The sequence below is a fragment of the Modestobacter sp. VKM Ac-2979 genome, assembly GCF_026967995.1.
Taxonomy (GTDB): Bacteria; Actinomycetota; Actinomycetes; order Mycobacteriales; family Geodermatophilaceae; genus Modestobacter.
Genome location: NZ_JAPVBO010000009.1, coordinates 67,727 through 94,090 on the forward strand (window position 1 = coordinate 67,727; position 26,364 = coordinate 94,090).

The window sequence follows — 26,364 nt, forward strand, 5'->3', positions numbered from 1 at the left end:
GTCACACCTCCCGACTGTTCGACGCGGTGCTGAGCTGACGGCTCTCGGTGGTCGGGTTGTCGACCGCCGGGCTGTCGAGGGACGGGTCGTCCCGCACCGGCAGCGTGCTGGCCGGGGCGCGGCCGACCTTCTGGGCGGGGATGCCGCTCCAGGCGGTGCCGGCCGGCAGCACCTCGCCCTTCATGACCAGGGAGAGGTCGGCGATCGTGGCGTCCTCCTCGACGGTGGAGCCGTAGAGGACCACGGACTTGTCCCCGACGCTGGCCCGGTCCCGGATGATGACGTGGTCCATCTTCATCACCCGGTCCTCGAACAGGTGGGTCTGCAGCGAGGCGTTGGTGCCCACGGACACGTCGTCGCCCAGGGTCACCAGGTCGAACTCGGTGAGGTAGGTGGTGTCGATGAGCGTCCGCCGCCCGATCTTCGCCCCATAGAGCCGCAGCAGCGGGCCGAGCAACGGGGTGCCGGTCAGCCAGGTCAGCAGCGCCGGGACGGCGGCCGCCTCGTATATGCCGGTGACGAACTCGGTGCGGCGCACGAACCCGCTCCAGAGGGGACGGACCCGCGGCTTGTACCGGCCGACCATGGCCCACTTGAGCAGGGCCACCGCCACCACGACGGTGAGGCTGGACAGCAGCGCGATCAGCGGTGCCACCACCACGGTGACGAACGCGTTCTGGTTCGCCGCGAGCAGTGAGACCCCGTACAGCGTGGCGAACATCGCCAACGCGAGGATCGAGCTGGGCAGCACGATCCGCAGGAACTCGATGGCGTACCGAGCGCGGACCCGGCGGCGGCTGGGCGTGAAGGTCTGCGCCTCGGTGTACTCCTCGAACATCTCCCGGCGCGGCAGGTTGATCGGCGGGGAGCCCAGCCAGGAACTGTTCGCCTCGACGCCGGTGGTCGGCGGCACGCTGCGCACGCCGATCAGCGAGCCCTCGCCCAGGTGCGAACCGGAGGGGATGAAGGCGGCGTTGCCGACGAAGGCGCGCGCGCCGACCTCGGTGACCTGGAAGGCCACGTGCCCGTTGGCGTAGGTGGCGCTGCCGACGCTGGCCATGTCGGCGACGAAGCTGCCCTCGCCGAGGGTGAGCAGGTCGGGGTCGATGTTGGCGATCGTGGAGACCTCGGCGCCACGACCGACCTTGGTGCCCATGGCCCGCAGCCAGATGGAGGTGTACAGCGTCGCGTACATGCTGTTGTTGAGCATCAGGCTCATCTCGAGGAGCTTGTCGCCCAGCCACTTCTCCAGCCCGAGCTTGGAGCGCACGTGGTGCACCCCCGGCGGCGTCTCCGTCAGGGCGAGCCGACGGGAGCCCAGGATGAGCGCGCAGGAGGCCGCCACGAAGACCGGCCCCGACAGCGCGGTGGCGAGGATGGCGGCGCCCAGCCCGAAGGTGAGCAGCACCCACCAGACCAGCGCCACCACCGGCAGCAGCACGAGGAAGGGCAGCAGCTCCAGGAGCCCGATGCCGGCGGCGAAGCCGGTCCGCAGCTGACGCGACCAGGTGGTCGGTGCCGCGGTGCAGCCGGTCATCAGCGCGAGCACCGGGTCGGTCGGCTCGGTCGAGGCCTGGGCCGGTGACCCGGCCCAGGTCGCCCCGGCGGGGACGACCTGGCCGGCGGGTAGCAGCGACTGCTCGCGCAGCATGCCGCGGTCCTCGACCGCCGAGCCGGCCTCCAGCAGCGACTGCGAGCCGAGGGTCGCACCGGCACCCACGGAGACGACCCCGAGGGAGAGGACGCCGTCGGCGATGCGGTGGCCGTGCAGCTGGGTGCCGTAGCCGAGGGTCGCCCCGGGGCCCACGTCCAGCATCGCCGGGATGCTGATCTCCGACGTCCCGATGTGGCAGTCGTCGTCGATCCGTGCGCCGGCCAGGCGCAGGTAGGTGGCCGCCCACGGCGATCCGCTCAGGACCGTGAGGGGGGAGATCACCATCAGCTTCTGGATCGTCCAGACCCGCAGGTGGGTCCAGCTCCACAGCGGGTGGTCACCGGGCTGCAGGCCACGGGAGAGCAGCCGGGAGCCGACGACCGGCAGCACCCAGCGGACGACGAGGAAGAACGCCGGCAGTGCGAGGGCCAGCTGGAGCACGAGGGCGACCGAGGGCTCCCCGTCGTTCACTGCGTAGACCACCGCGGCCGGGAACAGGAAGAGCAGGACGATGCCGTAGAAGGTGGCGAGCTGGGCGCTGCCGAAGGCGGCGACCCGGCGGCGGGAGGACTGCACCGGGCGGCGCAGGTGCGGCTCGGCAACGGCCTCTCCGGCCCGGGCGTCCTCCTCCAGGTGCGCGGCCAGCGAACGGACCGTCGGGTGCCGGTAGAGCTCGAGGATGGACAGCCCGGCGCCCAGGTCGCTGGAGCGCATCGTGGAGATGATCCGCGCGGCGAGCAGCGAGTGGCCACCCAGCGCGTCGAAGAAGTTGGCCTCCACCGACACCGATCCGCCAGGCAGACCGAAGGCCTCCTCCCAGATCCCGGCCACCCACGCCTCGGTGGGGGAGTCCGGGGGCACGTGGGCCCCGGTGTCCCGCATCAGGCGCGGGCCCTGGGGCTCCGGCAGCGCCTTCCGGTCGGCCTTGCCGCTCGGCAGCATCGGGATGGTGTCGACGACGTCGAGGAAGGCCGGGACCATGTAGGGCGGCAGCTGCGCCAGGACCAGGTCGTGCAGCTCGGCGACGAGGCCCTCGGCATCGTCCCCAGGGCGGGGGATCACGTAGGCGGCGAGCTCCCCGCCGGTCTCCGCCTCCAGCAGCGTGACGACCGCGGCGGTGACCCGGTCGTGCTGCAGCAGCATCCCCTCGATCTCCTGGAGGTCGACGCGGTGGCCGCGGACCTTGACCTCGCTGTCGGCGCGGCCGAGGTACTCCAGCTCCCCGTCGGGCAGGAAGCGCCCGAGGTCGCCGGTGCGGTAGAGCCGCTCGCCGGGGAAGCCGTTCGGGTCGGGGAGGAAGCGGTCGGCCGTCAGGTCGGGGCGGTTGACGTACCCGAGAGCCACCCCGGGGCCGCCGACGCAGATCTCGCCGACCTCACCGTTGGCCACCGGCCGGCGCTCGTCGTCCAGCAGGGTGACGCGGTAGGTGGGCAGCGGCCGCCCGATCGTCACCGGCTTGCCGGGGTACAGCTCGGCCATCGTGCAGGTGACCGTGGTCTCCGTCGGCCCGTAGGTGTTCAGGATCCGGCGGCCGGGGCCCCACCGGTCGACGAGCTCGCGCGGGCAGGCCTCGCCGCCGACGTTCACCGTGCGGATCAGCGGGAGCGTGCGGTCGAGGGTGGCCAGCACGGTGGGGACGCAGTAGATCATCGTGATCTCCTGCTCGGCCAGGAAGTCGGCCAGCCCCGAGCCCACCCGGCGCCCGTCGGTGGGCCCGGCGACGAGGGTCGCGCCCACCGCCCAGGTCGGCCAGATCTCCTCGATGGAGAAGTCGAAGGCGATCGTCATGCCCTGGTAGACCCGGTCGGTCGGCTCGACGCCGTACAGGACGGGCACGATGCCGATGAAGTTGCAGATGCTCGACTGGGCGATCTCGACGCCCTTGGGGCGGCCGCTGGAGCCCGACGTGTAGATGATGTAGGCGACCGGGTCGCCGCCGGTCTCCAGGCCGGGGCGCCAGCTCGGGGCACCTGCGAGGGCGCCACCCAGCTCGTCCAGGTACACGGGCGGGCAGGGGATCCCGGCGCAGGTCGCCGCGAACGACGAGGTCGTGACCACCATCCCGAGTTCGGAGTCCTCGGCGATGTACTGCACGCGGTCTGCCGGGGCCGCCGGGTCGATGGGGACGAAGGTCGCCTCGGTCTTCGTCACCGCGAGCAGGGCGACGTAGGTGTTGACCGAGCGGTCCAGCAGGATGCCGACCCGGACACCGGCCCGCACACCGAGGCCGAGCAGGTGGTTGGCGAGCCGGTTGGCCCGCTGGTCGAGGTCGGCGTAGCTCAGGCGCTCGCCGTCGCACTCCAGTGCCGTCGCCGAGGGTCGCTCGTCGCAGGTCCGCTCGAAGAACTGGGACATCCGCGTCGTGTCGTGCTGCGGTCGGGACGGAGCCCCAGCGACGTTGTCGGAGAAGGAGAAGCGTCGGCTCGTGGAGTCGACTCCCGGGTCTCTGGGGGTGGTGAAGCCTGGGATGAAGTCCCGGCTGTCGCTCTCCGTCGCCATCGACTCGCTCTCATGGTTGACAATCAGGAATTGTGTCCGACGCTAGGGAGAAGCACAGGCTCCTGCCACTCATTCCGGGTGAACTCACATTTATTTCTGCCGTGTTAACTCACCGTGTTCGACCAATTCCTGAGCGTTCAACTTCCTTAAACACAACTGTGAAGATCAATCCTTTTCGCAATTGACCGTGTTCGTACAGTCACAGCACGCGTCGCTGCGCCGACGTGTCGGCCGGGAGGGGGACTGGTGTTCGCTCGCCTGCGCCGGGCACCTGCTCGGCGACCCCTGGTCGTCGTGGCCACCCCCACCGAGGTCCTCGCAGACAGCGACGCCTGCCTGCTCGGAGCCGCCGAACGGCAGCGCAGTGCGTCCCTGCGGGACCCGGCGGACCGGGCCGCCTACGTCGCCGCGCACCTGCTGGTGCGCCGGTGCGCCGCTGCGCTCAGCGGACGACCGGTGGTCGACCTGGCCGTGCAGCAGTGGTGCGCCGACTGCGGGACGGCGGGACACGGACGTCCCTCGATCGCGGGCTCCCCGGACGTCCACGTCAGCTGGGCGCACAGTCGCGGCGTGGTGGTGGCGGCTGCGTCGTGGCACCCGGTCGGGGTGGACGTCGAGACGTTCCCGCCGAACGGGTCCGTGGTCGGCCGGTTCCCCGGGCTCACCCCGGCCGAACAGTGGCAGCTGCGCTCGGCGGCGGACCCGTCCCTGCTCGCCCTCCGCCACTGGGTCCGCAAGGAGTGCTTGGTGAAGGCCGGGGCGGCGACGCTGGACGGGGTGCACCGGATCGACCTGTCCCGGGTGGTCGAGCGCCACGACCGGGCCGGACGGTCGGTGAGCCGGTACCGCGGCCTGCGCCTGGTCGACTGGTGCGACCCGACGCGACGGGCGCTGGTGGCCGTCGCGGGGGCAGGCGTCCCCGCGGTCCGTCCATCCACCGATCTGGCGGCGGTGCACCGGAAAGGACCCGTCGGGCACTGAGTGAGCCCGGGCACATTACCAGGACATTTCGCTCACTGGTGGTCACCGAATGCTGACTCGATTGCGCGGGCGCTCCGCGTGTTCGCGAAATGGACGACCATTCGCTGCAGCGCACTCCGCAGTCGATCAGGCTCGCCGACAGGGGAACGACCTCTCCGGCCGCACGTCGCCGAGAGCCGTCGTCCACCCCGCTGTCCGTTCCATCGATCCAGAGGAAGTGTGTGTGCGCACGCGCATCGCGTTGTTGGTCGTCCTGATCACCGGGTCGTTGCCCGCCGGGATCGCGATGGCCGAGCAGCCGGTGGCGGTCGACGCACCGATCACGGACGAGGCGGGCGTGCTCGGCGCGGACGCCCGAGCGGCCGAGCGCGCCGTGGCCGAGCTCCGCCGGGAGGCCGGCATCGCGCTGTCCGCCGTCTTCGTGCCCTCCTTCGACGGCGCGACCGACGACGCCGACTGGGCCGAGCTGACCGCGATGCGGTCCGACCTCGGTGCCGAGGAGGTGCTGCTGGCCGTCGCGACGGACACGGCCGCCTACGAGTGGTGGATCGGGGAGGAGTCGACGTTGCAGCCGGACGCCGTCGAGGCCCTGATCGACGAGGACGTCGAGCCCGCCGTCGTGGCGGGGGACTGGTCCGGTGCGGTGGTGGCGCTGGCCGACGGGCTGCAGTCCACCGACGTCGTCGACCCGGCCATGCCGTCGTGGTCACCGGCGAGGACGGCAGTGGTCGTGGTCGTCCTGGCCGGCGTGCTGACCGCGCTCTACCTCGTCTCCCGTCGCGGCTCCCCGGCGGGCCGGGACTCCGACGCCACGGCGGCCCAGCCGAGCTGACCGGCTGGGTCGTCGCTCAGCTCACGTAGCGGCGCGCGCTGGAGCTGCGCTGAGCGTGTTCCAGGGCAGCGAACCGGGCCTCCGCGTGCGGGGGCAGCACCCTCCGCTCGCGCAGCACCCAGGGCAGGCCGCGGGCCGCGGCGAGCAGCCCCCGGGCGGTGACCCGGTCGCGGGGGACAGTGCGCAGCAGGTGCACGGTGCGTCGCAGTGCTGGCCAGAACGGGCGGCGCAGCCACGTCGTCCACAGCGTGTTGCGGATGCCGTCCTGCCTCCGCTTGTGCGGGTCGCGGGCGGTGCTGGCCTGGTGGTGGATCGCGATCGTGGACAGGTAGCAGAGCTCCCAGCCGGCCGCGGCCAGATCCCCGGCCATCAGCTCTTCCTCGCCGCCCAGCCACAGGCGCTCGGAGAAGCCGCCGACCTCGGTGAACGCCTCCCGGCGCAGCACGCTGGCACCGGCCAGGAAGCTGCCCAGCGCCGGTCCGGGCAGCCAGTCGGCGCCGACCACGGGGGAGTCGCGCAGCTCGGCGACGATCGGGTCCTCGACACCGCCGGGCTCGACCAGGATCCGGGCGGTGACCACGGCCAGCCGCGGGTGGGCGTCCAGCGCGTCGGCCGCGGTGCGCAGTGAGCCCGGGTCCCACCAGGTGTCGTCGTCGCAGAAGGCGACGTACGGGGTGTCCAGCCGGGCCACGCCCAGGTTGCGGCCGACCGCACCCAGGTTCTCCGGGCTGGCGATCAGCTCGACCCAGGCGTGCTGGGTGCGCACCGCGTCGGCGGTTCCGTCGGTCGAGCCGTTGTCCACGACGACCACGTGCGGCTGCTCGGGCAGCTCCCGCAGCCGGGACAGCGCCAGCACCAGCTCGTCCCGGCGGTCGTGGGTGATGACGACGACGGCGACGCGGGGGTCCCGGCCGCTGTCCGGGGCCACCGGTCCGGTCGGCTCGCTCGTCATGCCGCCAGCTCCCGGACCCCGGCCATCACGTGCCGGGGGAGCACCCGCCGGTTGCGCAGGGCGGCCGGGACCCGGGGGACCGCCCCGGCGAGTCCCCGCCAGCCCGGACGGCCGGCGCGCGCGCTCCTGACCAGCTGGCCGGCGACGTCGCGCAGCGGGTAGCGCATGAGTGCGGTGAGCACGCGGCTGCGCCAGATGCCCGCCTGCCGGGCGGTGCTGGGCTCCCGGTGGGTGGAGGGGTGGTGGTGGACGGTGACCTCGTCGACGTAGGCCAGGCCCCAGCCGGAGGCCGCGAGGTCCAGCGCCAGCCGCTCCTCCTCGCCGGGGAAGCGGACGACCCGGTCGAAGCCGCCGACCGCGGTGAACGCCTCGGTGCGCACCAGCGCGGCGCAGGCGACGAACCCGAGCAGCGACGGGCCGGGCAGGTCGGGCTCGGTGCCCAGCGGACTGTCGGCCATCTCGGTGCAGACCGGGTCGAGCTGCTCCGCGGAGCCCACCAGGATCCGGGCGGCCAGCAACCCCAGCCGCGGGTGCGCGCGCATGATCTCCACGCCGCGGGCCAGGTCGCCCGGTGCCCACCAGGAGTCGTCGTCGGTGAAGGCGACGAACGGCGTGCCGGCGCGGGCGACGCCGAGGGTGCGGGCGACGGCGCCGGTGTTGCGGTCCAGGGGGACGACGGTGACCTCCGGGTGCGCGGCCCGCACCGCGGCGACCGTGTCGTCGGTGGAGGCGTTGTCGACCAGCACCACCGGGGCCTCGTGTCGGGGCAGGCTGGCCAGCAGGTCGTCGCGGCGGTTGCGGCTGGCCACCACGCAGGTCACCGCCGAGGTCCCGGGCTCTGTGCGCACCGGGTGATCGTGCCCGACGGGTCGGAGCGTCAACCCAGGGCCTCCGTCACCCGAGGGCCTCCGTCACCCGAGGGCCTCCGTCACCACAGCGCGGTCCAGCGCAGCCGGGTCGGCGAACAGTGCGGCACCCGGCCCGGTGCCGGCGATGGCGTCCGCGGCCAGCACCACGGCGGCCGCCGTCCAGGTGGTGCGCTCGACCGGCCAGCGGGCGTCGTCGGCGTAGACCAGGCCGGTCCAGTACGAGCCGTCCTCGGCCCGCAGGTGCTGCATGGCGGCCAGCTGCTCCGTCGCGTCGGCCGGCCGGCCGGCGGCGGCGAGCGCCAGCGCCAGCTCGCAGGTCTCCGCACCGGTCACCCACGGCCGGTCGGCGACGCACCGCACGCCGAGCCCGGGGACGACGAAGGTGTCCCAGCCGGCGGACAGTCGCGCCTCGGCCGCGGGACCGGTGAGCGCACCGGCGAGCACCGGGTAGTACCAGTCCATCGAGTACCGGGACCGGTCGGCGAACGCAGCGGGCTGGTGTCGCAGTGCCCGGCCGAGGTCCGCGGCGGCCAGCTCCCAGTCCGGCCGGGCCGCACCGACCAGTTCGGCCAGGGCGATCCCGGCGCGCAGCGCCTGGAACAGGCTCGCGTTCCCGGTGAGCAGGGCCGTGTCGTCCGGCGTCCCGTCCGGGCGCAGCGCCCAGCTGATCGCCCCGGTGGCCAGTTGCATCGTCGTCACCAGGTCCAGTGCCCGGCGCACCGTGGGCCACAACCGGTCGACCGTCCCGGCGTCACCTGTGCACAGCCAGGAGTGCCAGACCCCGACGGCGAGGTAGCCCGCGTGGTTGCTCTCCACCGCCGGGGCGACGACGGCGCCGTCCCGGTACTCGGCGGCCCAGGAGCCGTCGGCGCGCTGCCGCCCGGCCAGCCAGTCGTAGGCGGCGACGGCACGGTCGTGCTCCCCGCCGACGTCGAGCGCCATCGCCGCCTCGACGGAGTCCCAGGCGTCCAGCTGCCCACCGCGGAACCACGGCAGGGCGCCGTCGGCGGACTGCTCGGCGGCGATCGCCGCCACGGTCCGGCGCACCTGGTCGGCGGTGAGCACGCCGGGGACCTCGGGCAGCGCCGGTGTGCCCTCAGGCACTCGCGAGGGCCCCGCCGGTGGTGGCGGCCTCTCCCGCGGCCGTCCCCGCTGCCGAGGCTGCCGGCTTGTCGGCGTAGAGGACGAGGCTCTTGCCGAGCAGCGGGTCCAGCAGCCGTTCGGCGGTCCGGGTCAGCCAGGGGCGGCGCACCAGGTCCCAGACCAGCAGCCGGTGGTAGCCGCGGACGAGCGCGGTGTCCCGGTCGACCCCGACCGCGCACTTGAGCCACCAGTACGGGGCGTGCAGGGCGTGGGCGTGGTGGGTGTCGGTCGGCCGCAGCCCGGCGCCGGCGAGCCGTTCCCACAGCTGGTCGCCCCGGTAGATGCGGATGTGCCCGCCCTCGTTGGCGTGATAGCCGTCCGACAGGGCCCAGCAGATCCGCTCGGGGCCGTACCGGGGCACGCTCACCGCGACCCGACCACCGGGCTTGAGCACCCGGGCGATCTCGGCCAGGGCCGTGCGGTCGTCGACGATGTGCTCGAGCACCTCCGAGGCGATGACCCGGTCGACGCTGGCATCGGGGACCGGCAGGCAGCGCAGGTCGCCGCGTGCCACCCCGGCGGACGCGCCCGCTGGGGCCTCGCCGGCGGCGGCGATCGCACCCAGCCACTCGGCGGTGGTGACCACCTCCTGCTGCCCCCAGTCGACCGCGAGGACGCTCGCCCCGCGCCGGTAGGCCTCGAACGCGTGCCGGCCCTCGCCGCACCCCAGGTCCAGCACCCGCATGCCCGGCCGGACGTCGAGCAGGTCGTAGTCGACGGTCAGCACGGACGGCCTCCCCGGGTGGTCGCGAGCGCTCGGCGGTCGAGCACCTCGCCGTACCACTCGGCCGTGCGCTCGGCCGTACGCCGCCAGGTGTAGGAGCCCAACACCCGGGACCGCCCCGCGCGGCCCAGCTGGTCGCGCAGCGACGGGTGGTCCAGGACCAGCCGCAACGCCTCGGCGAGCCGGCCGACGTCACCCGCCGGCACCTGCACCCCGGCGTGCGACCCGACGACCTCCGGGAGGGCGCCTGCGTCGGTCGTCACCAGCGGCGTGCCGCAGGCCATCGCCTCGACCGCCGGGAGCGAGAACCCCTCGTACAGCGACGGGATGGCCACCACGGTGGCGGTCTGCAACAGCCGTACCAGCTCCTCGGTCGGGATGGACCCGGTGAAGTGGACCGCATCGGTCAGGCACAACCGGTCCAGCGCGGCGGCCGCGGGCCCGCCGGGCCGGGCCGTGCCGACCACGGTGAGCCGCACGTCCTGCTCGGTGCGCAGCTTGGCCAGTGCCTCCAGCAGGTGGACCAGGCCCTTGAGCGGGACGTCGGCGCTGGTGGTCACCACGATCCGGGCGGCCTCCCGGACGGCGGGCTCGGCCGGGGGTCGGAACACGTCCGGGTCGATGCCCACCGGGATGACCTCGACGTCGGCGGCCGGGACGCCCATGTGCCGGGTGATGTCCCGGCGGGAGCTCTCCGAGACGGTGGTGAGGCCGTCGAGCCGCTGGGCCACCCGGCCCTGCATGGTGGTGAAGCCGTACCAGCGGTGCAGCGTCAGCCGCCGGCGCAGGCCGGGCGCCGCGGCGAGGTCGAGGTCGCGGTCGATGGCGACCGGGTGGTGCACCGTGGCGACGGTGGGCAGCCCTCGGCGACGCAGCTGCAGCAACCCGTAGCCCAGCGACTGGTTGTCGTGCACCAGGTCGAAGTCCGCGGTGCGGCGGCCCAGGAGCCGGGCGGCTCGCAGGCTGAAGGTCAGCGGCTCGGGGAAGCCGGCCGTGCACATCGCCAGCCACTCGGCCACGTCGACCGGGCTGGTGAACTCGCTGGGCCGCGGGGTCCGGAACGGGTCGGGCTCGCGGTAGAGGTCCAGGCTGGGCACCCGGGTGAGCGGCACACCGTCGGCCAGCTCCGGGTAGGGCTGGCCGCTGAGCACCTCGACCCGGTGCCCGAGCTCGCGCAGCTCCCGCGACAGCGCCTGGACGTACACGCCCTGCCCGCCGCTGTGCGGCTTGCTGCGGTAGGACAGCAGTGCGACCCGCAACGACCGTCCCATGACCGGACTGTAACGAGGGCGCTCCGGTTGGCCGGTGCCCGGACCGGCCTGGCAGGGTGCGCTCATGCTGCGCCACGTCGTGCTGTTCACCTGGACCGAGGACACCTCCCCGCAGACGCGCGAGGCCACGGTCGCCGCGCTCGGCCGGTTGCCCGAGGAGGTCGGTGGGATGACCTCCTTCGCGGTCGGTCCCGACGCCGGGCTCGTGGACGGGAACGCGCACACCGCACTGGTGGCCGACTTCCCCGACGTCGAGGCGTTCCGCGCCTATGCCGCCGACCCCCGGCACCTGGCGGTGATCGCCGAGCACGTGAAGCCGCACCTGGCCAGCCGGTCGGCGGTCCAGTACGAGGTCTGAGGCCGGCAGCCCGGCCGCTGGGGTGAGGTGCACGCCGGGAGGGTGCGCCGCGCGGTGGCCGTGCTGCCGGCCGCCGTCCACAGTCCGCGCCGCCGTCCACAACCTCGCTCCGGCGGGCCCGGATCGGCACCGAGCGCACCAGGGTCGAGCTCATGGCCGATCCGCAGGAGCCCCTGACCATCCGTCTCTCCGACCCCGGGGAGGTGGTCGCGGCGCTCCCGCACTTGCTCGGCTTCCGGCCGCGCGAGTCACTGGTGCTGATGAGCCTGCGCGGGTCGCCGGACCAGCGGGTGGGGCTCACCGCCCGGGTCGACCTGCCGCCGCCCGAGCACCGCAACCAGGTCGTCTCAGGCCTGGTGCGCTCGCTGCTCACCGACGGGCCGACGGCGGCGCTGCTCGTGGTCGTCTCCGAGGCCGCCGACGAGCCGGCGACCCCGCTCGGCCGGCCTGACGCCCTCCCTCAGGCCCCAGCCGAGGACCTCGCGCACCGGGACCTCGTCCACGAGGTCGTGCTGGCGCTGGACGCCGTGGACGTCCCGCTCCGTCAGGCTCTCCTGGTCCGGCGGGAGCGCTGGTGGTCCTACGACTGCCCGGCGGCGTGCTGCGCGCCGGAGGCAGGCACCCCGCTGCCCACCGGCACCAGCGAGCTCGCCGTGGCCAGCGTGGTCGACGGGCAGGTGGTGGAGGAAGAACGGGCAGCGCTGGTCCGGCGGATCGCGCCGGTCGGCTTCCTGGCGGCGGAGGCGATGGCCCGGGCCTGCGACGAGGTGGGCGACGCGCTGGCGCGGCGGACTGCCGAGCTGGGCTGGGACGTCCTCGTCGAGGAGGGCTGGGCGGCCGTGCTGGCGGCGGTCGAGGCAGCCGGCCCCGGCGAGGAGGGGGGTGCGGGCGCGCGGCTGTCGGACCACGAGGTGGCCCGGCTGGCCTGGGGTCTGCGCGACCACGACCTGCGGGACCGGGCTCTCACCCTCGCGCTGGGGGAGTCCGCGGCAGCCGCCGAGGCGTTGTGGACCGAGCTGACCCGGCGGTCGCCGGCGCCGCTGGACGCGGCGCCGGCGACCCTGCTGGCGGTCAGCGCATGGGTGCGGGGTGGCGGAGCGCTGGCCAACGTCGCGCTGGAGCGAGCCCTGCGGAGCGAACCCAGCTACACCTTCGCCGGGTTGCTGCGTTCAGCGCTGGACGCCTGCCTCGCACCGGCCGAGATGCGCCGGCTCATCCGGCAGGCCAGCGCGCCGCTCGACACCCGGTGGTGAGCGGCGCGCTGGCCTCGGACGCGCTGCCCTCAGAGCAGCTCCGGACGCCGCCACTCCTCGCCGAGCACGTGCTCGGCGAGGAAGGCCAGCACGGTCTCGTACCAGACCGCCGCGTTCCCCGGCGTGAGCACCCAGTGGTTCTCGTCCGGGAAGTACAGGAACTTCGACGGCACTCCCCGCTTCTGCAGGTCGTACCAGAGCCGCAGACCCTCGCCGATCGGCACGCGGTAGTCCTTGTCACCGTGGATGACCAGCATCGGCGTCCGGATCGCGTCGGCGTAGCGGTGCGGGGAGTTCTGCTCGTACCGCTTCGGCTCGGTCAGCGGGTCGCCGAACTCCTTCTCCCAGTAGTACGCAGCGTCGGTCGCCCCGACGAACCCGTCCAGGTGCCACAGGCTGGCGTGGGTGACGATCGCCCGGAAGCGGTCGGTCTGGGTGGCGATCCAGTTGGCCATGTAGCCGCCGAACGAGCCGCCCATGGCCGCCGTCCGGGTCTGGTCGATCTCCGGGAGCGCCTCCGCGGCGTCCACCGCCGCCATCAGGTCGGTGTACGGCGCGTCGCCCCACTCACCCCAGCCGCGCCGGACGAAGTCCTGGCCGAACCCCTGCGACAGCGCCGGGTTGGGCAGCAGCACGGCGTACCCCCGGGCGGCGAGCACCCACGGCGTCCAGCGCCAGGACCAGGAGTTCCAGCTCATCAGCGGGCCGCCGTGCACCCACAGCACCAGCGGCGCCGGGTTCGTCGCGTCGGCGCCCTCGGGGAGCACCAGCCACGACTGGACCCGGGTGCCGTCGGCCGCGGTGGCGTCCAGCTCGCGCAGCGTCCCGGGGAAGCTGCTGATCGTGCCCGGGTTCGGCAGCGCGGCCGGGTCCTGCCCCGGGGCGTGCGGGTCCAGCCGCACCGGCACCGGCGGGGTGTCGTAGCCGGAACGCAGGGCGTAGAGCGCACTGCCGTCCCGGGCGACCTGCAGGTCGCTGTAGGCGCCCTGGTCGGTCAGCCGCACCGGGGCACCGTCCTCCAGTGCGTCGCCGTCGGCCGCCACCCGGAAGACGGCGTGCCGGCCGTCGTCGTCGGCCAGGAAGTACACGGCCGTGCCGTCGGCGGAGAACTGCGGCGCGCTGGGCCAGCGGTCGAACCCGGGGGTCAGCTCCCGGGTCGCGGCGGTGGCGACGTCGACCAGCAGCAGCGTGTGGTCCGGCGGCTCGGCGTAGGTGGAGGCGGACTCCCGGTCGCACACCACCCGCCGGGAGTCGGGGGAGAAGCGGGCGGCGGAGATGTCGGCCAGCGGGTCGTCGACGAGGACCCGGGTCTCCCCGGTCGCCACCTCGATGAGCACCAGCCGGGACCGTCGCCCGGCCGGGCCGTCGGGCAGCTCCTCGCTGCGCGCCACCCACCGGCCGTCGGGCGAGACGGCCAGGTCGGTGCCCGAGCCCAGCGGCGGGCCCGCCTCGGGGGTCAGGTCCCGCCACTGCGGCGCGGCCGCCGACGTGCCCGGGACGGTCTCCGCCGGGAGCTGGCCGATCCAGTACACGTGCGGCACCGCAGGGCCCAGGTCGTGGTCCCAGTAGCGCACCGGGTAGCTCTCGTGCAGCAGTGCGCTGACGCCTGCGTCCTTGCGCCGGGTGCGGAGCTCCTCGTCGGCCTCGGCGTCCGGGGCGCCGGGCATCGTGCTGGCGACGACGACCACGTCACCGGTGTCGGCGGCGACCGCGACACCGGTCACGCCGGCGCTCCGCTGCAGCACCAGCCGAGCCTCACCGCCGTCGGCCGGCAGCGCCCACAGGGCTGGTTTCGGGTCGCCGCCGTCCTTGGCCGCGGTGGGATCGGGCCGGGTCGAGGTGAACAGCAGGTCGCCGGCGGGGGTGAACACCGGCGAGGACTCACCGCTCGCCCCGCGGGTCAGCCGCCGGGCGTCCCGCTGCCCGGCCGGGTCGACCTCCCAGAGCGCGGACTGCCACTTCTTGCCCTCGGCGTCCAGCGTGGCCACCGAGGTGACCAGCCGGCTGCCGTCGGGGGAGAGGGCCAGGCCGCCGAGCCGGGGGAGGGCGACGAAGTCCGCGGTCCGGTGGAACGGGCTGGGCGGGGTGTCGTCGCTCTGCTCGAGGGGAGCTGCGGTGTCGCTCACCGGGGCCTTCTCTCTGCGCGTCCGGACAGGTCGCACCGGAGCCTAGTGAGAAGGGCGCGAGTCGTGAGCCCAGCGAACGACCTCCCCTGCGGTCAGCCGACCCCGGCGGTCGCCTCTGCCGCCTCGACCGGGGACAGCTCCTCGTCGACCGCGCTGACGAAGACGTGCTGGGCGACCCCGGGCTGCAGGGCGACGCCGTCGACCAGCACCCCACCGTCGGTGAGCGTGGCGGTGACCGTCGAGCCCGGCCGCACGCCGTGGTCGGCCAGCGAGCGCAGCAGCGGGGCGTCCTCCTGCAGCTGCTCGCTGATCCGCCGGACGACGACCTGCCGGCCCTCGGGGGTCGCGGTCGCCGACAGCAGGGTCAGCGCGTCGAGCACCGCCGAGGTGTCGCCGCCCAGGGCGTCCAGGCCGGGGATCGGGTTGCCGAACGGCGAGACCGTCGGGTTGCCGAGCAGGCTGAGCAGCTTGCGCTCCACCGCCTCGCTCATCACGTGCTCCCAGCGGCAGGCCTCTTCGTGCACGTCGGCGTAGTCGAGCCCGATGACGTCGACCAGCAGGCACTCGGCCAGCCGGTGCTTGCGCATCACGGCCGTGGCGAGCTCGCGGCCCTCGTCGGAGAGCTGGAGGTGCCGGTCGCCCTGGACCGAGAGCAGGCCGTCCCGCTCCATCCGGGCCACCGTCTGGCTCACGGTCGGGCCGCTCTGGTGCAGGCGCTCGGCGATCCGGGCCCGCAGCGGGACGATCCCCTCTTCCTCGAGCTCGAAGATGGTCCGGAGGTACATCTCCGTGGTGTCGATGAGGTCGTTCACGTCCACACTCCTCCGTCAGGTTCGCCCCGATCCTACGAGGGTCGGGGCACTGGACGGGCGGATCTCATGCGTTCGGGTCGGGCGGGCGCGCTGCCCGGGCCGCAGCGGTAGCGTCGGGCAGGTGATGGAGCTCGCCCGCTCGACGAGGAGCACCGCAGCGCCGCGCCCCGGCCGGCCCCGGCGAGGGGAGCGCCCGTGAGCGACGCCGTGACCGTGATCTGGGACGACGCCCTGCTCGGCTACACCATGGGCGGTGACCACCCCATGCACCCGGTGCGGCTGGACCTGACCATGCGGCTGGCCGACTCGCTCGGCGTCCTGGACTCCTCGCGGATCGAGGTGGTCAAGCCCGAGCCGGCCGGCCCGGAGCTGCTCACGCTCGCCCACGACCCGGCCTACCTGGAGGCCGTCCGCCGCGCCCCGGACGACCCGTACGGCGTCGGCCACGGCCTGGGCACTCCGGACAACCCGGTGTTCCCGGGCATGTACGAGGCGGCGGCCCTGATCACCGGGGGCAGCGTGCTCGCCGCCGAGCTGGTCTCCAGCGGTCGCGCCCAGCACGCGGTCAACATCGCCGGGGGGCTCCACCACGCCATGCGCGACCAGGCCTCGGGCTTCTGCGTCTTCAACGACGCCGCGGTGGCCATCGCCTGGCTGCTGGGTCAGGGCTGGGAGCGGATCGCCTACGTCGACCTCGACGTGCACCACGGCGACGGCGTCCAGGCCGCGTTCTACGACGACCCCCGGGTGCTCACCGTCAGCATCCACCAGACCCCGCTCACCATCTTCCCCGGCACCGGCTTCCCCGAGGAGACCGGCGGCCCGGGGAAGGCGCTGGGCAGCGCGGTCAACCTGGCGCTGCCCAACGGCACCGACGACTCCGGCTGGCTGCGGGCGTTCACCGCCGTGGTGCCCAGCGTGGTGCGCGCGTTCGACCCGCAGATCCTCATCACCCAGTGCGGCTGCGACGCCCACCACGAGGACCCGCTGGCCGACCTCGGGCTGACCGTCGACGGGCAGCGGGCCTCCTACCGCGCCGTGCACGACCTGGCGCACGAGGTGTGCGACGGCCGGTGGATCGCCCTGGGCGGCGGCGGCTACGGCCTGGTCCGCTGCGTGCCGCGGGCCTGGACCCACCTCCTCGCCGAGGCCGGCGGTGACCGGTTGGCGCCGGACACCGAGATCCCGCAGAGCTGGCAGGACGACGTCCGGCGCCGGGGTCTGCGCACCCCGCCGCCGGGCTCGATGACCGAGGGCGGCTACGTCGGCTTCCACCGCTGGGACCCGTTCACCGAGAACCGGGTCGACCGTGCCGTCCTGCGCACCCGCACCGCCTCCTTCCCCTACTTCGGACTCGACCCGGACGACCCCCGTGATTGACGAAGGACCCCTCAGCCCCCCACGACTCGCAGGCTCGCCGCGGGACCCTGCTGAGGGGCCGACCGAGGGGGTGACCGTGAGCGAGGAGACGCCTGTGAACCGCACTGCGCCCCCGCACTGGGAGGCCGACGTGGTCGCCGCCGACGGCGGCACCGTGCACCTGCGTCCGATCACGCCCGAGGACGCCGACGGGATCGTCGGGCTGATGGACCGCAGCTCCGACCAGACCCGCTACTACCGGTTCTTCGGGCCGATGCGGCGGCTGTCGGACAAGGACCTGCACCGCTTCACGCACGTCGACCACGACGCCCGGGTGGCCTTCGTGGTGCTGCTGGGCGACCGGCTGGTCGGCGTCGGCCGGTACGACCGCTACCCGGGCACCGACGACGCCGAGGTCGCCTTCCTGATCGAGGACGCCCACCAGCGGCGGGGGCTGGGGTCGGTGCTGCTGGAACACCTGGCGGCGGCCGCCCGGGAGCGGGGGATCAAGCGGTTCGTCGCCGAGGTGCTCAGCCAGAACAGCCAGATGGTGCGGGTCTTCCTCGACGCCGGGTACTCGGCCAAGCGGTCCTACGAGGACGGCGTGGTCCACCTGACCTTCCCGATTGCGCCCACCGAGCAGTCCCTCGCGGTGGCGCACGAACGCGAGCAGCGCAGCGAGTCCCGCTCCATCGGCCGGCTGCTCAACCCCGGCTCGGTGGCCGTGGTGGGCGCCAGCAACGACCCGGCCAAGGTCGGCCACGCGGTGCTGCACAACCTGCTCGAGTACGGGTTCGCCGGGCCGATCTACCCGGTGAACCCGGCGGTGCGGCACGTCCGCGGGGTGCCGGCGCACGCGTCCATCGAGGCCATCCCGGACGACGTCGACCTCGCCGTCCTGGCCGTGCCCGCCGACGAGGTGGCCGCGGTGGTCGAGGCCTGCCGGCGCAAGAACGTGCACGGGCTGGTGGTCATCTCCGGTGGCTTCGGGGAGACCGGGCCCGAGGGCAGGGCCGCCGAGCGCGCCCTGGTCGCCTCGGCGCGCGCGTCCGGGATGCGGGTGGTCGGCCCCAACTGCCTCGGGATCGTGAACACCGACCCGGACGTGCGGCTCAACGCCAGCCTGGCCCCCGACGTGCCCGGCCGCGGGCGGGTGGGCTTCTTCGCCCAGTCCGGTGCGCTGGGCGTCGCGCTGCTGGAGCGCGCCCGGGCCCGGGGGATCGGGCTGTCCAGCTTCGTCTCCGCGGGCAACCGGGCCGACGTCAGCGGCAACGACATGCTCCAGTACTGGGCGAGCGACCCCGGCACCGAGGTCGTGCTGCTGCACCTGGAGAGCTTCGGCAACCCGCGCAAGTTCGCCCGGCTCGCGCGCGGGGTCGGCCGCACCAAGCCGGTGGTGGCGGTCAAGAGCGGCCGGCACGTGGGCATGACCGCCGGGCTGGCCGGCACCAGCGTCGCCGTCCCCGAGCAGTCGGTGGCCGCGCTGTTCGCCTCCGCCGGCGTCATCCGGGTCGAGACGCTCGCCCAGCTCTTCGACGTGGGCACGCTGCTGGCCCACCAGCCGCTGCCGGCCGGCGACCGGGTCGCCATCGTCGGCAACTCCACCGCCATGGGGGTGCTCGTCGCCGACGCCGTCCTGGAGCAGGGGCTGGAGCTGGCCCACGAGCGGCCCGTCGACATCGGCACCCAGGCCGCGCCGGAGGACTTCCGGGCCGCGCTGCAGGCCGCGCTGGACGACGAGGGCGTCGATGCGGTGGTCGCGGTCTTCCTGCCGCCGCTGCTGCAGGGTGAGCAGCCCTTCGGCCGAGTGCTCCGCGAGGTCTCCCGCACGGCGGAGAAGCCGCTGGTGGCCAACTTCCTGTCCACCGAGGGCATCCCCGCCGAGCTGGTCGTCCGGGACGAGCACGGCATGCCGGGCCGTGGCTCGGTGCCGTCGTTCTCCACCCCCGAGCGGGCCGTCATGGCGCTGGCGAAGATCAGCGAGTACGCCCGCTGGCGCCGGCGGCCCCTCGGCGTCGTCCCCGAGCTCGGCGGCATCGACGAGGCGGCCGCCCGGGAGGTGGTCGAGTCCGCGCTCGGCGCGGCACCGGAGGGCCGTGCCCTCTCCGACGAGGAGACGATGGCGCTGCTGGGTGCCTACGGGGTGCCGATGCTGGGCACCCGCCGGGTCGAGGACGTCGAGGCGGCCGTCGCGGCCGCCGAGGAGATCGGCTACCCGGTGGTGCTGAAGTCGACGGCGCCGTGGCTGCGGGACCGCCGCGACCTCGGCGGGATGCGGTTCGACCTGGCCGATGCCGAGGACGTGCGCAGCGCGTTCGCCGCCATCCCGGCCGGTGACCCGGTCATCGTCCAGGAGCAGTCGGCTCCGGGCGTGGCGACCGTGGTCGACATCGTCGACGACCCGTCCTTCGGTGCGCTGGTGAGCTTCGGGGTGGGCGGGGTCGCCACCGACCTGCTCGGCGACCGGGCCTACCGCACCCTGCCGCTGACCGACCTGGACGCCGCCGAACTCGTCCGCGAGCCGCGGGCCTGGCCGCTGCTGAACGGCTACCGGGGGAGCGCGCCGGTCGACACCGCGGCGCTGGAGGAGCTGTTGCTGCGGGTCGCCCGGCTCGGTGACGACCTGCCCGAGGTGCTGTCGCTGACCCTGGAGCCGGTGATCGTCGGCCCCGCGGACGCCTGGCACGGTGGCCGGTCGCTCGTGGTCGCCGGTGCGACCGTCCGGATCGGCCAGCCGACGGCACGGGTGGACACCGGCCCCCGCCGGATGTTCCGCCCGGCCACCCCGTGACCCTCCGGCCACCCGACCGTCGAGACGCAGAGAGCCGGGCCGCCGTGAGGCGACCCGGCTCTCCGCATCGGTGTCATCGCGGGGCGACGACGGTGCGCACCGCTCAGCCCAGGTAGTCCCGGAGGGCGTCGGCACGCTGCGGGGCCCGCAGCTTGGTCATCGTCTCGCGCTCGATCTGGCGCACCCGCTCGCGGGAGAGCCCGAAGCGCTTGCCGATCTGCTCGAGCGTCCGCGGCTGCTCGCCGTCCAGGCCGAACCGCATGATGACGACGTCCCGCTCGCGGTCCTCCAGGGTCTTCAGGACGTTGCGCACGTCGCCCTTCATCATCTGGAAGGCGACGGCGTCCTCGGCGACCGCGGCGTCGGCGTCCTCGATGAAGTCACCGAGCCGGGACTCCTCGTCGGCACCGACGGTCTGGTCGAGGGAGACCAGGTCGCGGGAGTACTCCAGCAGCTCGGTGATCCGCTCGGGCGTCAGGTCGAGCTCGAGACCCAGCTCCTCGGCGGTGGGCTCGCGCTCCAGCTCCTGGTGGATCCGGCGGCGGGTGCGCACCACCTTGTTGACCTGCTCGGCCAGGTGGACGGGCAGCCGGATCGTCCGGCCGGAGTCGGCCATGGCGCGGGTGATGGCCTGACGGATCCACCACGTCGCGTAGGTAGAGAACTTGAAGCCCTTGGTGTAGTCGAACTTCTCGACGGCCCGGATCAGCCCGACGTTCCCCTCCTGGATCAGGTCCAGGAACGTCATGCCGTGGCCGGTGTAGCGCTTGGCCACCGAGACGACCAGGCGCAGGTTGGCCTCCAGCAGGTGGGCCTTGGCCGCCTTGCCGTCAGCGGCCAGCAGCTTGTAGTCCCGCTTGACGGCGGGGGTCAGCTGCCGCTCGCCCAGCAGGCGGTCGGCGTAGAGGCCGGCCTCGATCCGCTTGGCCAGCTCGACCTCCTGCTCGGCGGTCAGCAGCGCGGTCTTGCCGATGGTGTTGAGGTAGACGCGCACCAGGTCCGTCGACACCAGGCCACTGGTGTCCGGGGCACGGCGCGGCGAGCGCACCTCGAGGGTGTCGGTGGGGGAGGACTGCAGCACGGTCACGATGAGTCTTCGTCCTTGCTTCGGGGTCTGGATGCGCCGCGTCGTCGATGTGCGGTGCACCCCGGTGGAGGTCAGAGCGTCGGCCCGGCGTCACCGGGTGGCTCTCCAGCCGTTTCTGTCCGTGTGGTACATCGTGTGCAACGGACCCGGGTGGGTCGGTGTTCCGGAGCGGCTCAACTCACAGGGAACGTCCAGGTGTGGCGCTCCGCGGGCGAGTGGCGAGCACGCGGGGGACGACGATGTGGTACCCGGGGACGCCGGGGCTAGACCTCCAACTGCAAGGTCATCGGGCCCTCGTTCACCGAGGCGACCGCCATCCGCGCCCCGAACCGCCCGGTGGCGACCTCCGTGCCGCGCCTGCGGAGGTCGGCCACCACCTCCTCGACCAGTGGCTCGGCCAGCTCGCCCGGGGCGGCGTCCGCCCAGGACGGGCGGCGACCCTTGCGGGTGTCGGCGTAGAGGGTGAACTGGCTGACCACCAGCACCGGCAGCCCGAGGTCGCTGACCGAGCGGGCACCGTCGTCGGTGGGGAACACCCGGAGTTCGTGCAGCTTCCGGGCCATGGCGCGTGACCGGTCGGCGTCGTCCTCCCGGCCGACCCCCAACAGGGCCAGCAGGCCCGGGCCGATCCTGCCGACCACCTCGTCGTCCACCGTCACCGATGCCTGGCTGACCCGGCTCACCACCGCACGCACGGCATGATCCTCGACCGACGGTCCTCGCCGGTCGCGGCCAGGGTGCGCCGGCTGGGCAGAGCGGGTGCTCCACACTGCTCTCGGCGCGGGACGTCGCGTGGTGCGCCGTCCGGCCGCACCAGTCACCATGACCACCCAGACGGCACGCGCGTGCCGACCGACCGGAAGGACCTCCCGTGGCGGGTGGACTCGTAGCTCTCCTCGACGACGTGGCCGTGCTGGCGCGTGCCGCCGCGGCCTCGATCGACGACATCGGGGCGGCGGCCGGGCGGGCGAGCATGAAGGCCGCCGGTGTCGTCGTCGACGACACCGCGGTGACGCCGCAGTACGTGCACGGTCTGAACGCCGAGCGCGAGCTGCCGATCATCCGGAAGATCGCCCTCGGGTCGCTGCGCAACAAGCTGCTGATCATCCTGCCCGCGGTGATGCTGCTCAGCGAGTTCCTGCCCTTCCTCCTCACCCCGATCCTCATGGTCGGCGGCGCCTACCTCTGCTACGAGGGGGCGGAGAAGATCTGGCACCGGCTGCGGCCGCACGAGGAGACCCACGCCACGGTGGAGGACGCGCTGCCGGACGAGAAGACCATCGTGTCCGGGGCCGTGCGCACCGACTTCATCCTGTCGGCCGAGATCATGGTCATCTCGCTGAACGAGGTGGTCGACCAGGGCTTCTGGTCCCGCGCGATCATCCTCGCCGTCGTCGCCCTGGGGATCACCGTGCTGGTGTACGGCGTCGTCGGCCTCATCGTGAAGATGGACGACGTCGGCCTGCACCTCTCCCAGCGCCCCAGCAAGGGCGTCGCCCGGTTCGGGCGCGGGCTGGTCAAGGGGATGCCGAAGCTGCTCAGCGCGCTCACCGTGGTCGGGACCGCCGCGATGCTGTGGGTGGGTGGGCACATCCTGCTGGTCGGCACCGACGAGCTGGGCCTGACCTTCCTCTACGACGTCGTGCACCACCTGGAGGAGGCCGCCGCGGAGGCGACCGGGGCCCTCGGGTCGGTCGTGGGGTGGCTGGTCAACACGCTCGGCAGCGCGGTCCTCGGGCTCGCCGTCGGCGCCCTGGTCGTGCTGGTCATGACCCTCACGTTGCACCGCCGCGGGAAGTCGGCGGGCGAGGGCGGGGCGCACTAGCCGAGCGCGGCTGTCCGAGTCCGGAGCGAGCCCCGCTCGATGAGTGCTGCCCAGACGGCCGCGGGCGGGGTGCCGCTCGCGGCCCTGGCGGCCGCCGGTGTCCTCGTGGCGGTGCAGCTGCTCGTGCCGCGGGTCCGCCGGCGCGTGTCACCCGGGTCGGCCAGGTTCCAGTCGTTCGCCGGCGGCCTGGCGATCGCCTACGTCTTCGTGCGCCTGCTCCCGGATCTGGCGCAACCCGTCACCGGGGCCGGCCCGGCGCAGGGGCTGCTCGGGCTGCTGGCGGAACGCCCGTTCCTCGTCGCGCTCGCCGGCCTGCTGCTGTACTACGCGGTCCTCGACTGGGCCCAGGACGCGGACCGCCGGGAGCAGCGCCGGCACGGCGGCACACCGATCCCGTGGCCGTTCTGGGTCAGCGGCGCCCTGTACCTGGTCTTCAACCTCTTCGTCGGGTACCTGCTGGTGCACCAGGTCCGCCCCGGCCCGACCGAGCTGGTCCTCTACACGGTCGCGTTGTCCGCCCGGTACCTCGTCGGGGAGATCGCGCTGCGCGACCAGGACCCGCGCGCCTACGACCGGCTGGGGCGGTGGGTCCTGGCCGCGGCGGTCCTCGTCGGCTGGGGGATCGGCGCCGCGGTGGACCTCGGCGACGCGGCCGTGCGGGTGTCCTCCGCGCTGCTGGCCGGCTCGATCGTCCTCACCAGCCTCAAGCAGCAGCTGCCCGGATCCGGACGGGCGCACGTCCCCGTGCTCGTGGGCGCCTGCCTCGCCTTCGCGGCGTTGCTGCTCGCCCTCTAGTCCGCTCCTCGGCTCAGGCCGGGGGGCAGTCGCGCAGCGCGGAGCCGTCGAAGTCGGGGACGGGCCGGGCCTGCGCCTCCGCCAGCGTCTCGGCCTCGCCGTTCTCCTCGATGTCGGCGATCAGCCACTCCATCTCGCTGATCTCCCGCTCCTGGGCCTCGATGATCTCGACGGCGAGCTGGCAGACCCGGACGTCGGTGATCTCGGCGCGCTCGGACCGGGTGATGGCCAGCGAGTGGTGCGGGATCATCGCGCTCATCCAGGCGGTGTCCTGCACGGTGGCCTGGCTGCGGTCCAGGGCGATGCCGCCGCCCAGCAACAGCAGGCTGACCGCCACGATGGCGATGTTGCCCTTCATGTCCTTGTACATGTTGAGCATCCAGGCGAGCATGATCAGCCCCATGGTGCCGCCCATGGTGAGCGCCATGAACAGGCGGCTCTCGCTCCACTGGACGTGGCTCCACTCCCACGTGCCGGCGAACATGGTCCAGTACATGACGACCATGGACGTGGTGATCATGGCGGCGAAGCGCAGGTACATCTTCGTCTGGTGCGACATCCCGCCGCCGTCCTCCTGGCCCTTGCTCTTGTCGTTCCTGTCCTTGTCGTCCGTGTGCATCGAAGCCATGGCCGGGATCTCCGTTCTCTCGTCAGTCGGGGCGGGTCGCCACGCCTCGTGGGCCCTCACCGCCGGGCCTCGGGACGGGCGCTGCGCCCGTGTCCGTCGAGGAGTGCCCACAGGGCGGACGGAGGCGCCGGCGGACGCGGGCGTCACCCGCATGCCCGCACGGTCGTCCGGATAAACGGCATCCCTTGAGACGTCGCCGGATGCCCTGCGGGGTCGCCGGGGCCGCGGAGGGGTCGTCGTGCTGTCAGCCCGTCAGCGGCAGTCGGACGACGAACCGCGCGCCGGGGCCGGCGTCCTCGATGCTCACCTCACCGCCGTGCTGTCGGACGACGTCGCGGACGATCGCCAGGCCCAGGCCGGTCCCGCCGACGTCACGGCTGCGGGCGTCGTCGAGGCGGGTGAAGCGGTCGAACACCCGTTCCCGCTGGTCGGCGGGGATGCCCGGGCCGTCGTCGGTGACGGTGAGCACCGCCCGGTCGGTCGCGGTCAGCCCGACCGCCACGGTGGTGCGGGCGTGCCGGAGCGCGTTGTCGAGCAGGTTCTGCACGACGCGTGCAAGTGCGTCCCGGTCCCCGGTGGCCCGGGCAGCGGACACCGTGGAGGTGTCGATGTCCAGCGCGGTGTGCCGGCGGGCACGCGCCGCCGTCTCCAGCAGGATGTCGTCGAGGTCGACCTCGTCACGGGCGAGGGGTGCCCGGGCGTCGATCCGGGCCAGCCGGAGGAGGTCCTCGACCAGCCGGGACAGTCGCTGGGCGTCCTCGGTCAGCGCGGGGAGCTGCGCCCGCCACGACGGGTCGTCGTGGAGGGCGGCGACCTCCAGCTGGGTGCGCAGGGACGCCAGCGGGCTCCGGATCTCGTGCGCGGCGTCGGCGACGAACTCCCGCTGCCGCCGGGTGGCGCCCTCGGCCCGGCCGAGCAGTGCGTTGAAGGTGGTGGCCAGTCGAGCCAGCTCGTCTCCGCTGGGGGGAACGGCGAGCCGCCGGTCGAGGGCGTCGCCGGGGATGTCGGCCGCCTGCCGGCGCAGCGCCTCGACCGGGCGCAGCGCCCGCCCCGCCAGCAGCCACGTCAGGACGGCGAGGACGGCGACCACGGCCGGCACGCCGATGGCGAGTGCGGAGGTCAGCTCCTCGACGCTCTCCTCCGTGTCGTCCAGCGGCAACCCGACCTGGACGACGACCCGCTGCCCGTCCGGCGTGGAGACCGGGAGGGTGAACACCCGATGGGGCTCGTCCTCCTCACCGGGGAGGGCCAGTCCGTCCTGGGTCACCACCTCCGGGCCGTTGCCCGTCGGCGTCGTCAGCAGCGGCCGGCCGCCCCGTGGTCCGACGGAGGAGGCCAGCACGGCTCCGTCGCCGTCGAGGAGCTGGACGACCTCGTCGTCGTCGACGGCGAGCAAGGACTCCGTGGACCGGGCGGAGCTGATCGCCGCGGCGATGCGCTCGGCCCGGTCCCGTGCGGCCCCGTCGATGCCTCCGACCAACGCCGACTCCAGTCGGACGACGAGCAGGACGGCGGACAGCGAGATCGCCACGGCGACGACCGCGACCGCGGCCGCGGTCAGCCGAGCGCGCAGGGAACGGCGGCGCACCCACCCGGTGAGGCCGGGCGGTCGTCGGGCGATCATCCGCCGGCGGCGTCGATGCGGTAGCCGACGCCGCGCACGGTCTCGATGCTCTTCCGCCCGAAGGGGACGTCGATCTTGCGCCGGAGGTAGCCGATGTAGACCTCGACGATGTTGGGGTCCCCGGCGAAGTTCTCGTCCCACACCTCGGTCAGCAGCTCGGACTTCGGCACTGCGTCGCCGACCCGTCCCATCAGGTGCTCCAGGAGCGCGAACTCCCGGGCCGTCAACGCCAGCTCGGTGTCCCCCCGCCAGGCCTTGTGGGCCGCAGGGTCGAGGACCAGGTCCGCCACGACCAGCTGCGCCGGGCGCTCCGGTGCCCCACGGCGCGCCAGTGCGCGCAACCGGGCGACCAGGACGACGAAGGGGAAGGGCTTGGTCAGGTAGTCGTCGGCGCCGAGGTCGAGTGCGTCGGCGATGTCGTACTCGCCGTCCTTAGCCGTGAGCATCAGCACCGGCGTCCACACCTGGCGTGCCCGCAGCTCGCGCAACACGTCGTACCCGGATCGGCCCGGCAGCATGATGTCCAGGACGATCGCCGCGTGGCCACCGGCCAGCGCGCGCTCCAGACCGGACACCCCGTCGCCGGCGACGTCGACGCCGAAGCCCTCGGCACGCAGGCCCCGGGCCACTGCGGCCGCCAGGTTCGCCTCGTCCTCCACCACCAGTACCCGCATGCCCACCTCCGCCGTCGGCAGGTCCGTCCCGCCGGCCTCTTGTCTGCCAGTCGAGTGCTGAGAACGAGCTGAGAGGGGCCCGCCGGCTCTCAGCGTCGCCTCAGCTG

Annotated in this window: 21 protein-coding genes; 8 read left to right on the forward strand and 13 right to left on the reverse strand. The window is 73.7% G+C overall.

Annotated elements, in window-relative coordinates:
* Window position 1: 1 nt before the first annotated feature.
* Entirely contained in the window at window positions 2–4,009 is a 4,008-nt protein-coding gene (locus O2W15_RS22775; RefSeq protein WP_269181115.1) for a Pls/PosA family non-ribosomal peptide synthetase, read from the reverse strand.
* Window positions 4,010–4,399: 390 nt separating this feature from the next.
* Here O2W15_RS22775 and O2W15_RS22780 point away from each other — a divergent pair, with 390 nt between their 5' ends.
* On the forward strand, window positions 4,400–5,134 hold the full coding sequence (locus O2W15_RS22780; protein ID WP_269181116.1) for a 4'-phosphopantetheinyl transferase family protein: 735 nt from the start codon (window positions 4,400–4,402) through the stop codon (window positions 5,132–5,134).
* Window positions 5,135–5,357: 223 nt separating this feature from the next.
* Complete coding sequence (locus O2W15_RS22785; protein WP_269181117.1) at window positions 5,358–5,966, forward strand: TPM domain-containing protein; 609 nt, start codon at window positions 5,358–5,360, stop codon at window positions 5,964–5,966.
* A 16-nt stretch (window positions 5,967–5,982) separates the two neighbouring features.
* Here O2W15_RS22785 and O2W15_RS22790 read toward each other — a convergent pair whose 3' ends face one another.
* From O2W15_RS22790 to O2W15_RS22810, 5 genes are all read right to left on the reverse strand, one after another.
* A complete protein-coding gene (locus O2W15_RS22790) occupies window positions 5,983–6,918 on the reverse strand; it encodes a glycosyltransferase family 2 protein (RefSeq protein WP_269181118.1) in 936 nt (311 codons plus the stop codon).
* Window positions 6,915–7,766 carry a glycosyltransferase family 2 protein gene (locus tag O2W15_RS22795; RefSeq protein WP_269181119.1) on the reverse strand — a complete coding sequence of 284 codons (852 nt, stop codon included), beginning with the start codon at window positions 7,764–7,766 and terminating at the stop codon, window positions 6,915–6,917. The genes O2W15_RS22790 and O2W15_RS22795 overlap by 4 nt, the downstream gene beginning before the upstream one ends.
* A gap of 63 nt (window positions 7,767–7,829) precedes the next feature.
* Window positions 7,830–8,891, reverse strand: coding sequence for a prenyltransferase (locus O2W15_RS22800; RefSeq protein WP_269181120.1), 1,062 nt, complete (start codon window positions 8,889–8,891; stop codon window positions 7,830–7,832).
* On the reverse strand, window positions 8,884–9,657 hold the full coding sequence (locus O2W15_RS22805; protein ID WP_269181121.1) for a class I SAM-dependent methyltransferase: 774 nt from the start codon (window positions 9,655–9,657) through the stop codon (window positions 8,884–8,886). The genes O2W15_RS22800 and O2W15_RS22805 overlap by 8 nt, the downstream gene beginning before the upstream one ends.
* Window positions 9,651–10,925: a glycosyltransferase family 4 protein gene (locus O2W15_RS22810; protein WP_269181122.1), complete on the reverse strand. Its 1,275-nt coding sequence runs from the start codon at window positions 10,923–10,925 to the stop codon at window positions 9,651–9,653. Before O2W15_RS22810 ends, O2W15_RS22805 begins: the two co-directional genes overlap by 7 nt.
* 64 nt (window positions 10,926–10,989) lie before the next feature.
* Between O2W15_RS22810 and O2W15_RS22815 the strand changes: the two genes are divergently transcribed.
* Both O2W15_RS22815 and O2W15_RS22820 read left to right on the forward strand, forming a co-directional pair.
* Window positions 10,990–11,283 (forward strand): Dabb family protein, encoded by a 294-nt coding sequence (locus tag O2W15_RS22815; protein WP_269163856.1) that lies wholly within the window; start codon window positions 10,990–10,992, stop codon window positions 11,281–11,283.
* 152 nt (window positions 11,284–11,435) lie between these two features.
* Window positions 11,436–12,536, forward strand: a complete 1,101-nt coding sequence (locus O2W15_RS22820; protein WP_269181123.1) for a DUF4192 domain-containing protein — start codon at window positions 11,436–11,438, stop codon at window positions 12,534–12,536.
* Window positions 12,537–12,565: 29 nt separating this feature from the next.
* Here O2W15_RS22820 and O2W15_RS22825 read toward each other — a convergent pair whose 3' ends face one another.
* Complete coding sequence (locus O2W15_RS22825) at window positions 12,566–14,662, reverse strand: S9 family peptidase (RefSeq protein ID WP_269181124.1); 2,097 nt, start codon at window positions 14,660–14,662, stop codon at window positions 12,566–12,568.
* Window positions 14,663–14,754: 92 nt separating this feature from the next.
* A complete protein-coding gene (locus O2W15_RS22830; RefSeq protein WP_269163859.1) occupies window positions 14,755–15,474 on the reverse strand; it encodes a metal-dependent transcriptional regulator in 720 nt (239 codons plus the stop codon).
* A 195-nt stretch (window positions 15,475–15,669) separates the two neighbouring features.
* Between O2W15_RS22830 and O2W15_RS22835 the strand changes: the two genes are divergently transcribed.
* Both O2W15_RS22835 and O2W15_RS22840 read left to right on the forward strand, forming a co-directional pair.
* The gene (locus O2W15_RS22835) at window positions 15,670–16,854 is read left to right on the forward strand and encodes an acetoin utilization protein AcuC (protein ID WP_269181125.1); all 1,185 of its coding nucleotides are present in this window, start codon (window positions 15,670–15,672) and stop codon (window positions 16,852–16,854) included.
* Between the two features lie 94 nt (window positions 16,855–16,948).
* A complete protein-coding gene (locus O2W15_RS22840) occupies window positions 16,949–19,624 on the forward strand; it encodes a bifunctional acetate--CoA ligase family protein/GNAT family N-acetyltransferase (RefSeq protein ID WP_269181126.1) in 2,676 nt (891 codons plus the stop codon).
* 103 nt (window positions 19,625–19,727) lie between these two features.
* Here O2W15_RS22840 and sigB read toward each other — a convergent pair whose 3' ends face one another.
* Together sigB and dtd are read right to left on the reverse strand one after the other, a co-directional pair.
* A complete protein-coding gene (sigB, locus tag O2W15_RS22845; protein WP_206330605.1) occupies window positions 19,728–20,711 on the reverse strand; it encodes an RNA polymerase sigma factor SigB in 984 nt (327 codons plus the stop codon).
* A 263-nt stretch (window positions 20,712–20,974) separates the two neighbouring features.
* The gene (gene dtd, locus O2W15_RS22850; protein ID WP_269181127.1) at window positions 20,975–21,406 is read right to left on the reverse strand and encodes a D-aminoacyl-tRNA deacylase; all 432 of its coding nucleotides are present in this window, start codon (window positions 21,404–21,406) and stop codon (window positions 20,975–20,977) included.
* Between the two features lie 176 nt (window positions 21,407–21,582).
* On the opposite strand from dtd, the gene O2W15_RS22855 reads away from it, so the two are divergent.
* Both O2W15_RS22855 and O2W15_RS22860 read left to right on the forward strand, forming a co-directional pair.
* Window positions 21,583–22,536 carry a DUF808 domain-containing protein gene (locus O2W15_RS22855; protein ID WP_269181128.1) on the forward strand — a complete coding sequence of 318 codons (954 nt, stop codon included), beginning with the start codon at window positions 21,583–21,585 and terminating at the stop codon, window positions 22,534–22,536.
* Window positions 22,537–22,575: 39 nt separating this feature from the next.
* Window positions 22,576–23,331, forward strand: coding sequence for a hypothetical protein (locus tag O2W15_RS22860; RefSeq protein ID WP_269181129.1), 756 nt, complete (start codon window positions 22,576–22,578; stop codon window positions 23,329–23,331).
* A gap of 13 nt (window positions 23,332–23,344) precedes the next feature.
* Here the strand turns inward: O2W15_RS22860 and O2W15_RS22865 are convergent, their stop codons facing one another.
* From O2W15_RS22865 to O2W15_RS22875, 3 genes are all read right to left on the reverse strand, one after another.
* Window positions 23,345–23,959: a DUF305 domain-containing protein gene (locus tag O2W15_RS22865; protein ID WP_269181130.1), complete on the reverse strand. Its 615-nt coding sequence runs from the start codon at window positions 23,957–23,959 to the stop codon at window positions 23,345–23,347.
* A gap of 244 nt (window positions 23,960–24,203) precedes the next feature.
* Window positions 24,204–25,583, reverse strand: a complete 1,380-nt coding sequence (locus O2W15_RS22870; protein WP_269181131.1) for a sensor histidine kinase — start codon at window positions 25,581–25,583, stop codon at window positions 24,204–24,206.
* The gene (locus O2W15_RS22875) at window positions 25,580–26,257 is read right to left on the reverse strand and encodes a response regulator transcription factor (RefSeq protein WP_269181132.1); all 678 of its coding nucleotides are present in this window, start codon (window positions 26,255–26,257) and stop codon (window positions 25,580–25,582) included. The genes O2W15_RS22870 and O2W15_RS22875 overlap by 4 nt, the downstream gene beginning before the upstream one ends.
* Window positions 26,258–26,364 lie beyond the last annotated feature (107 nt).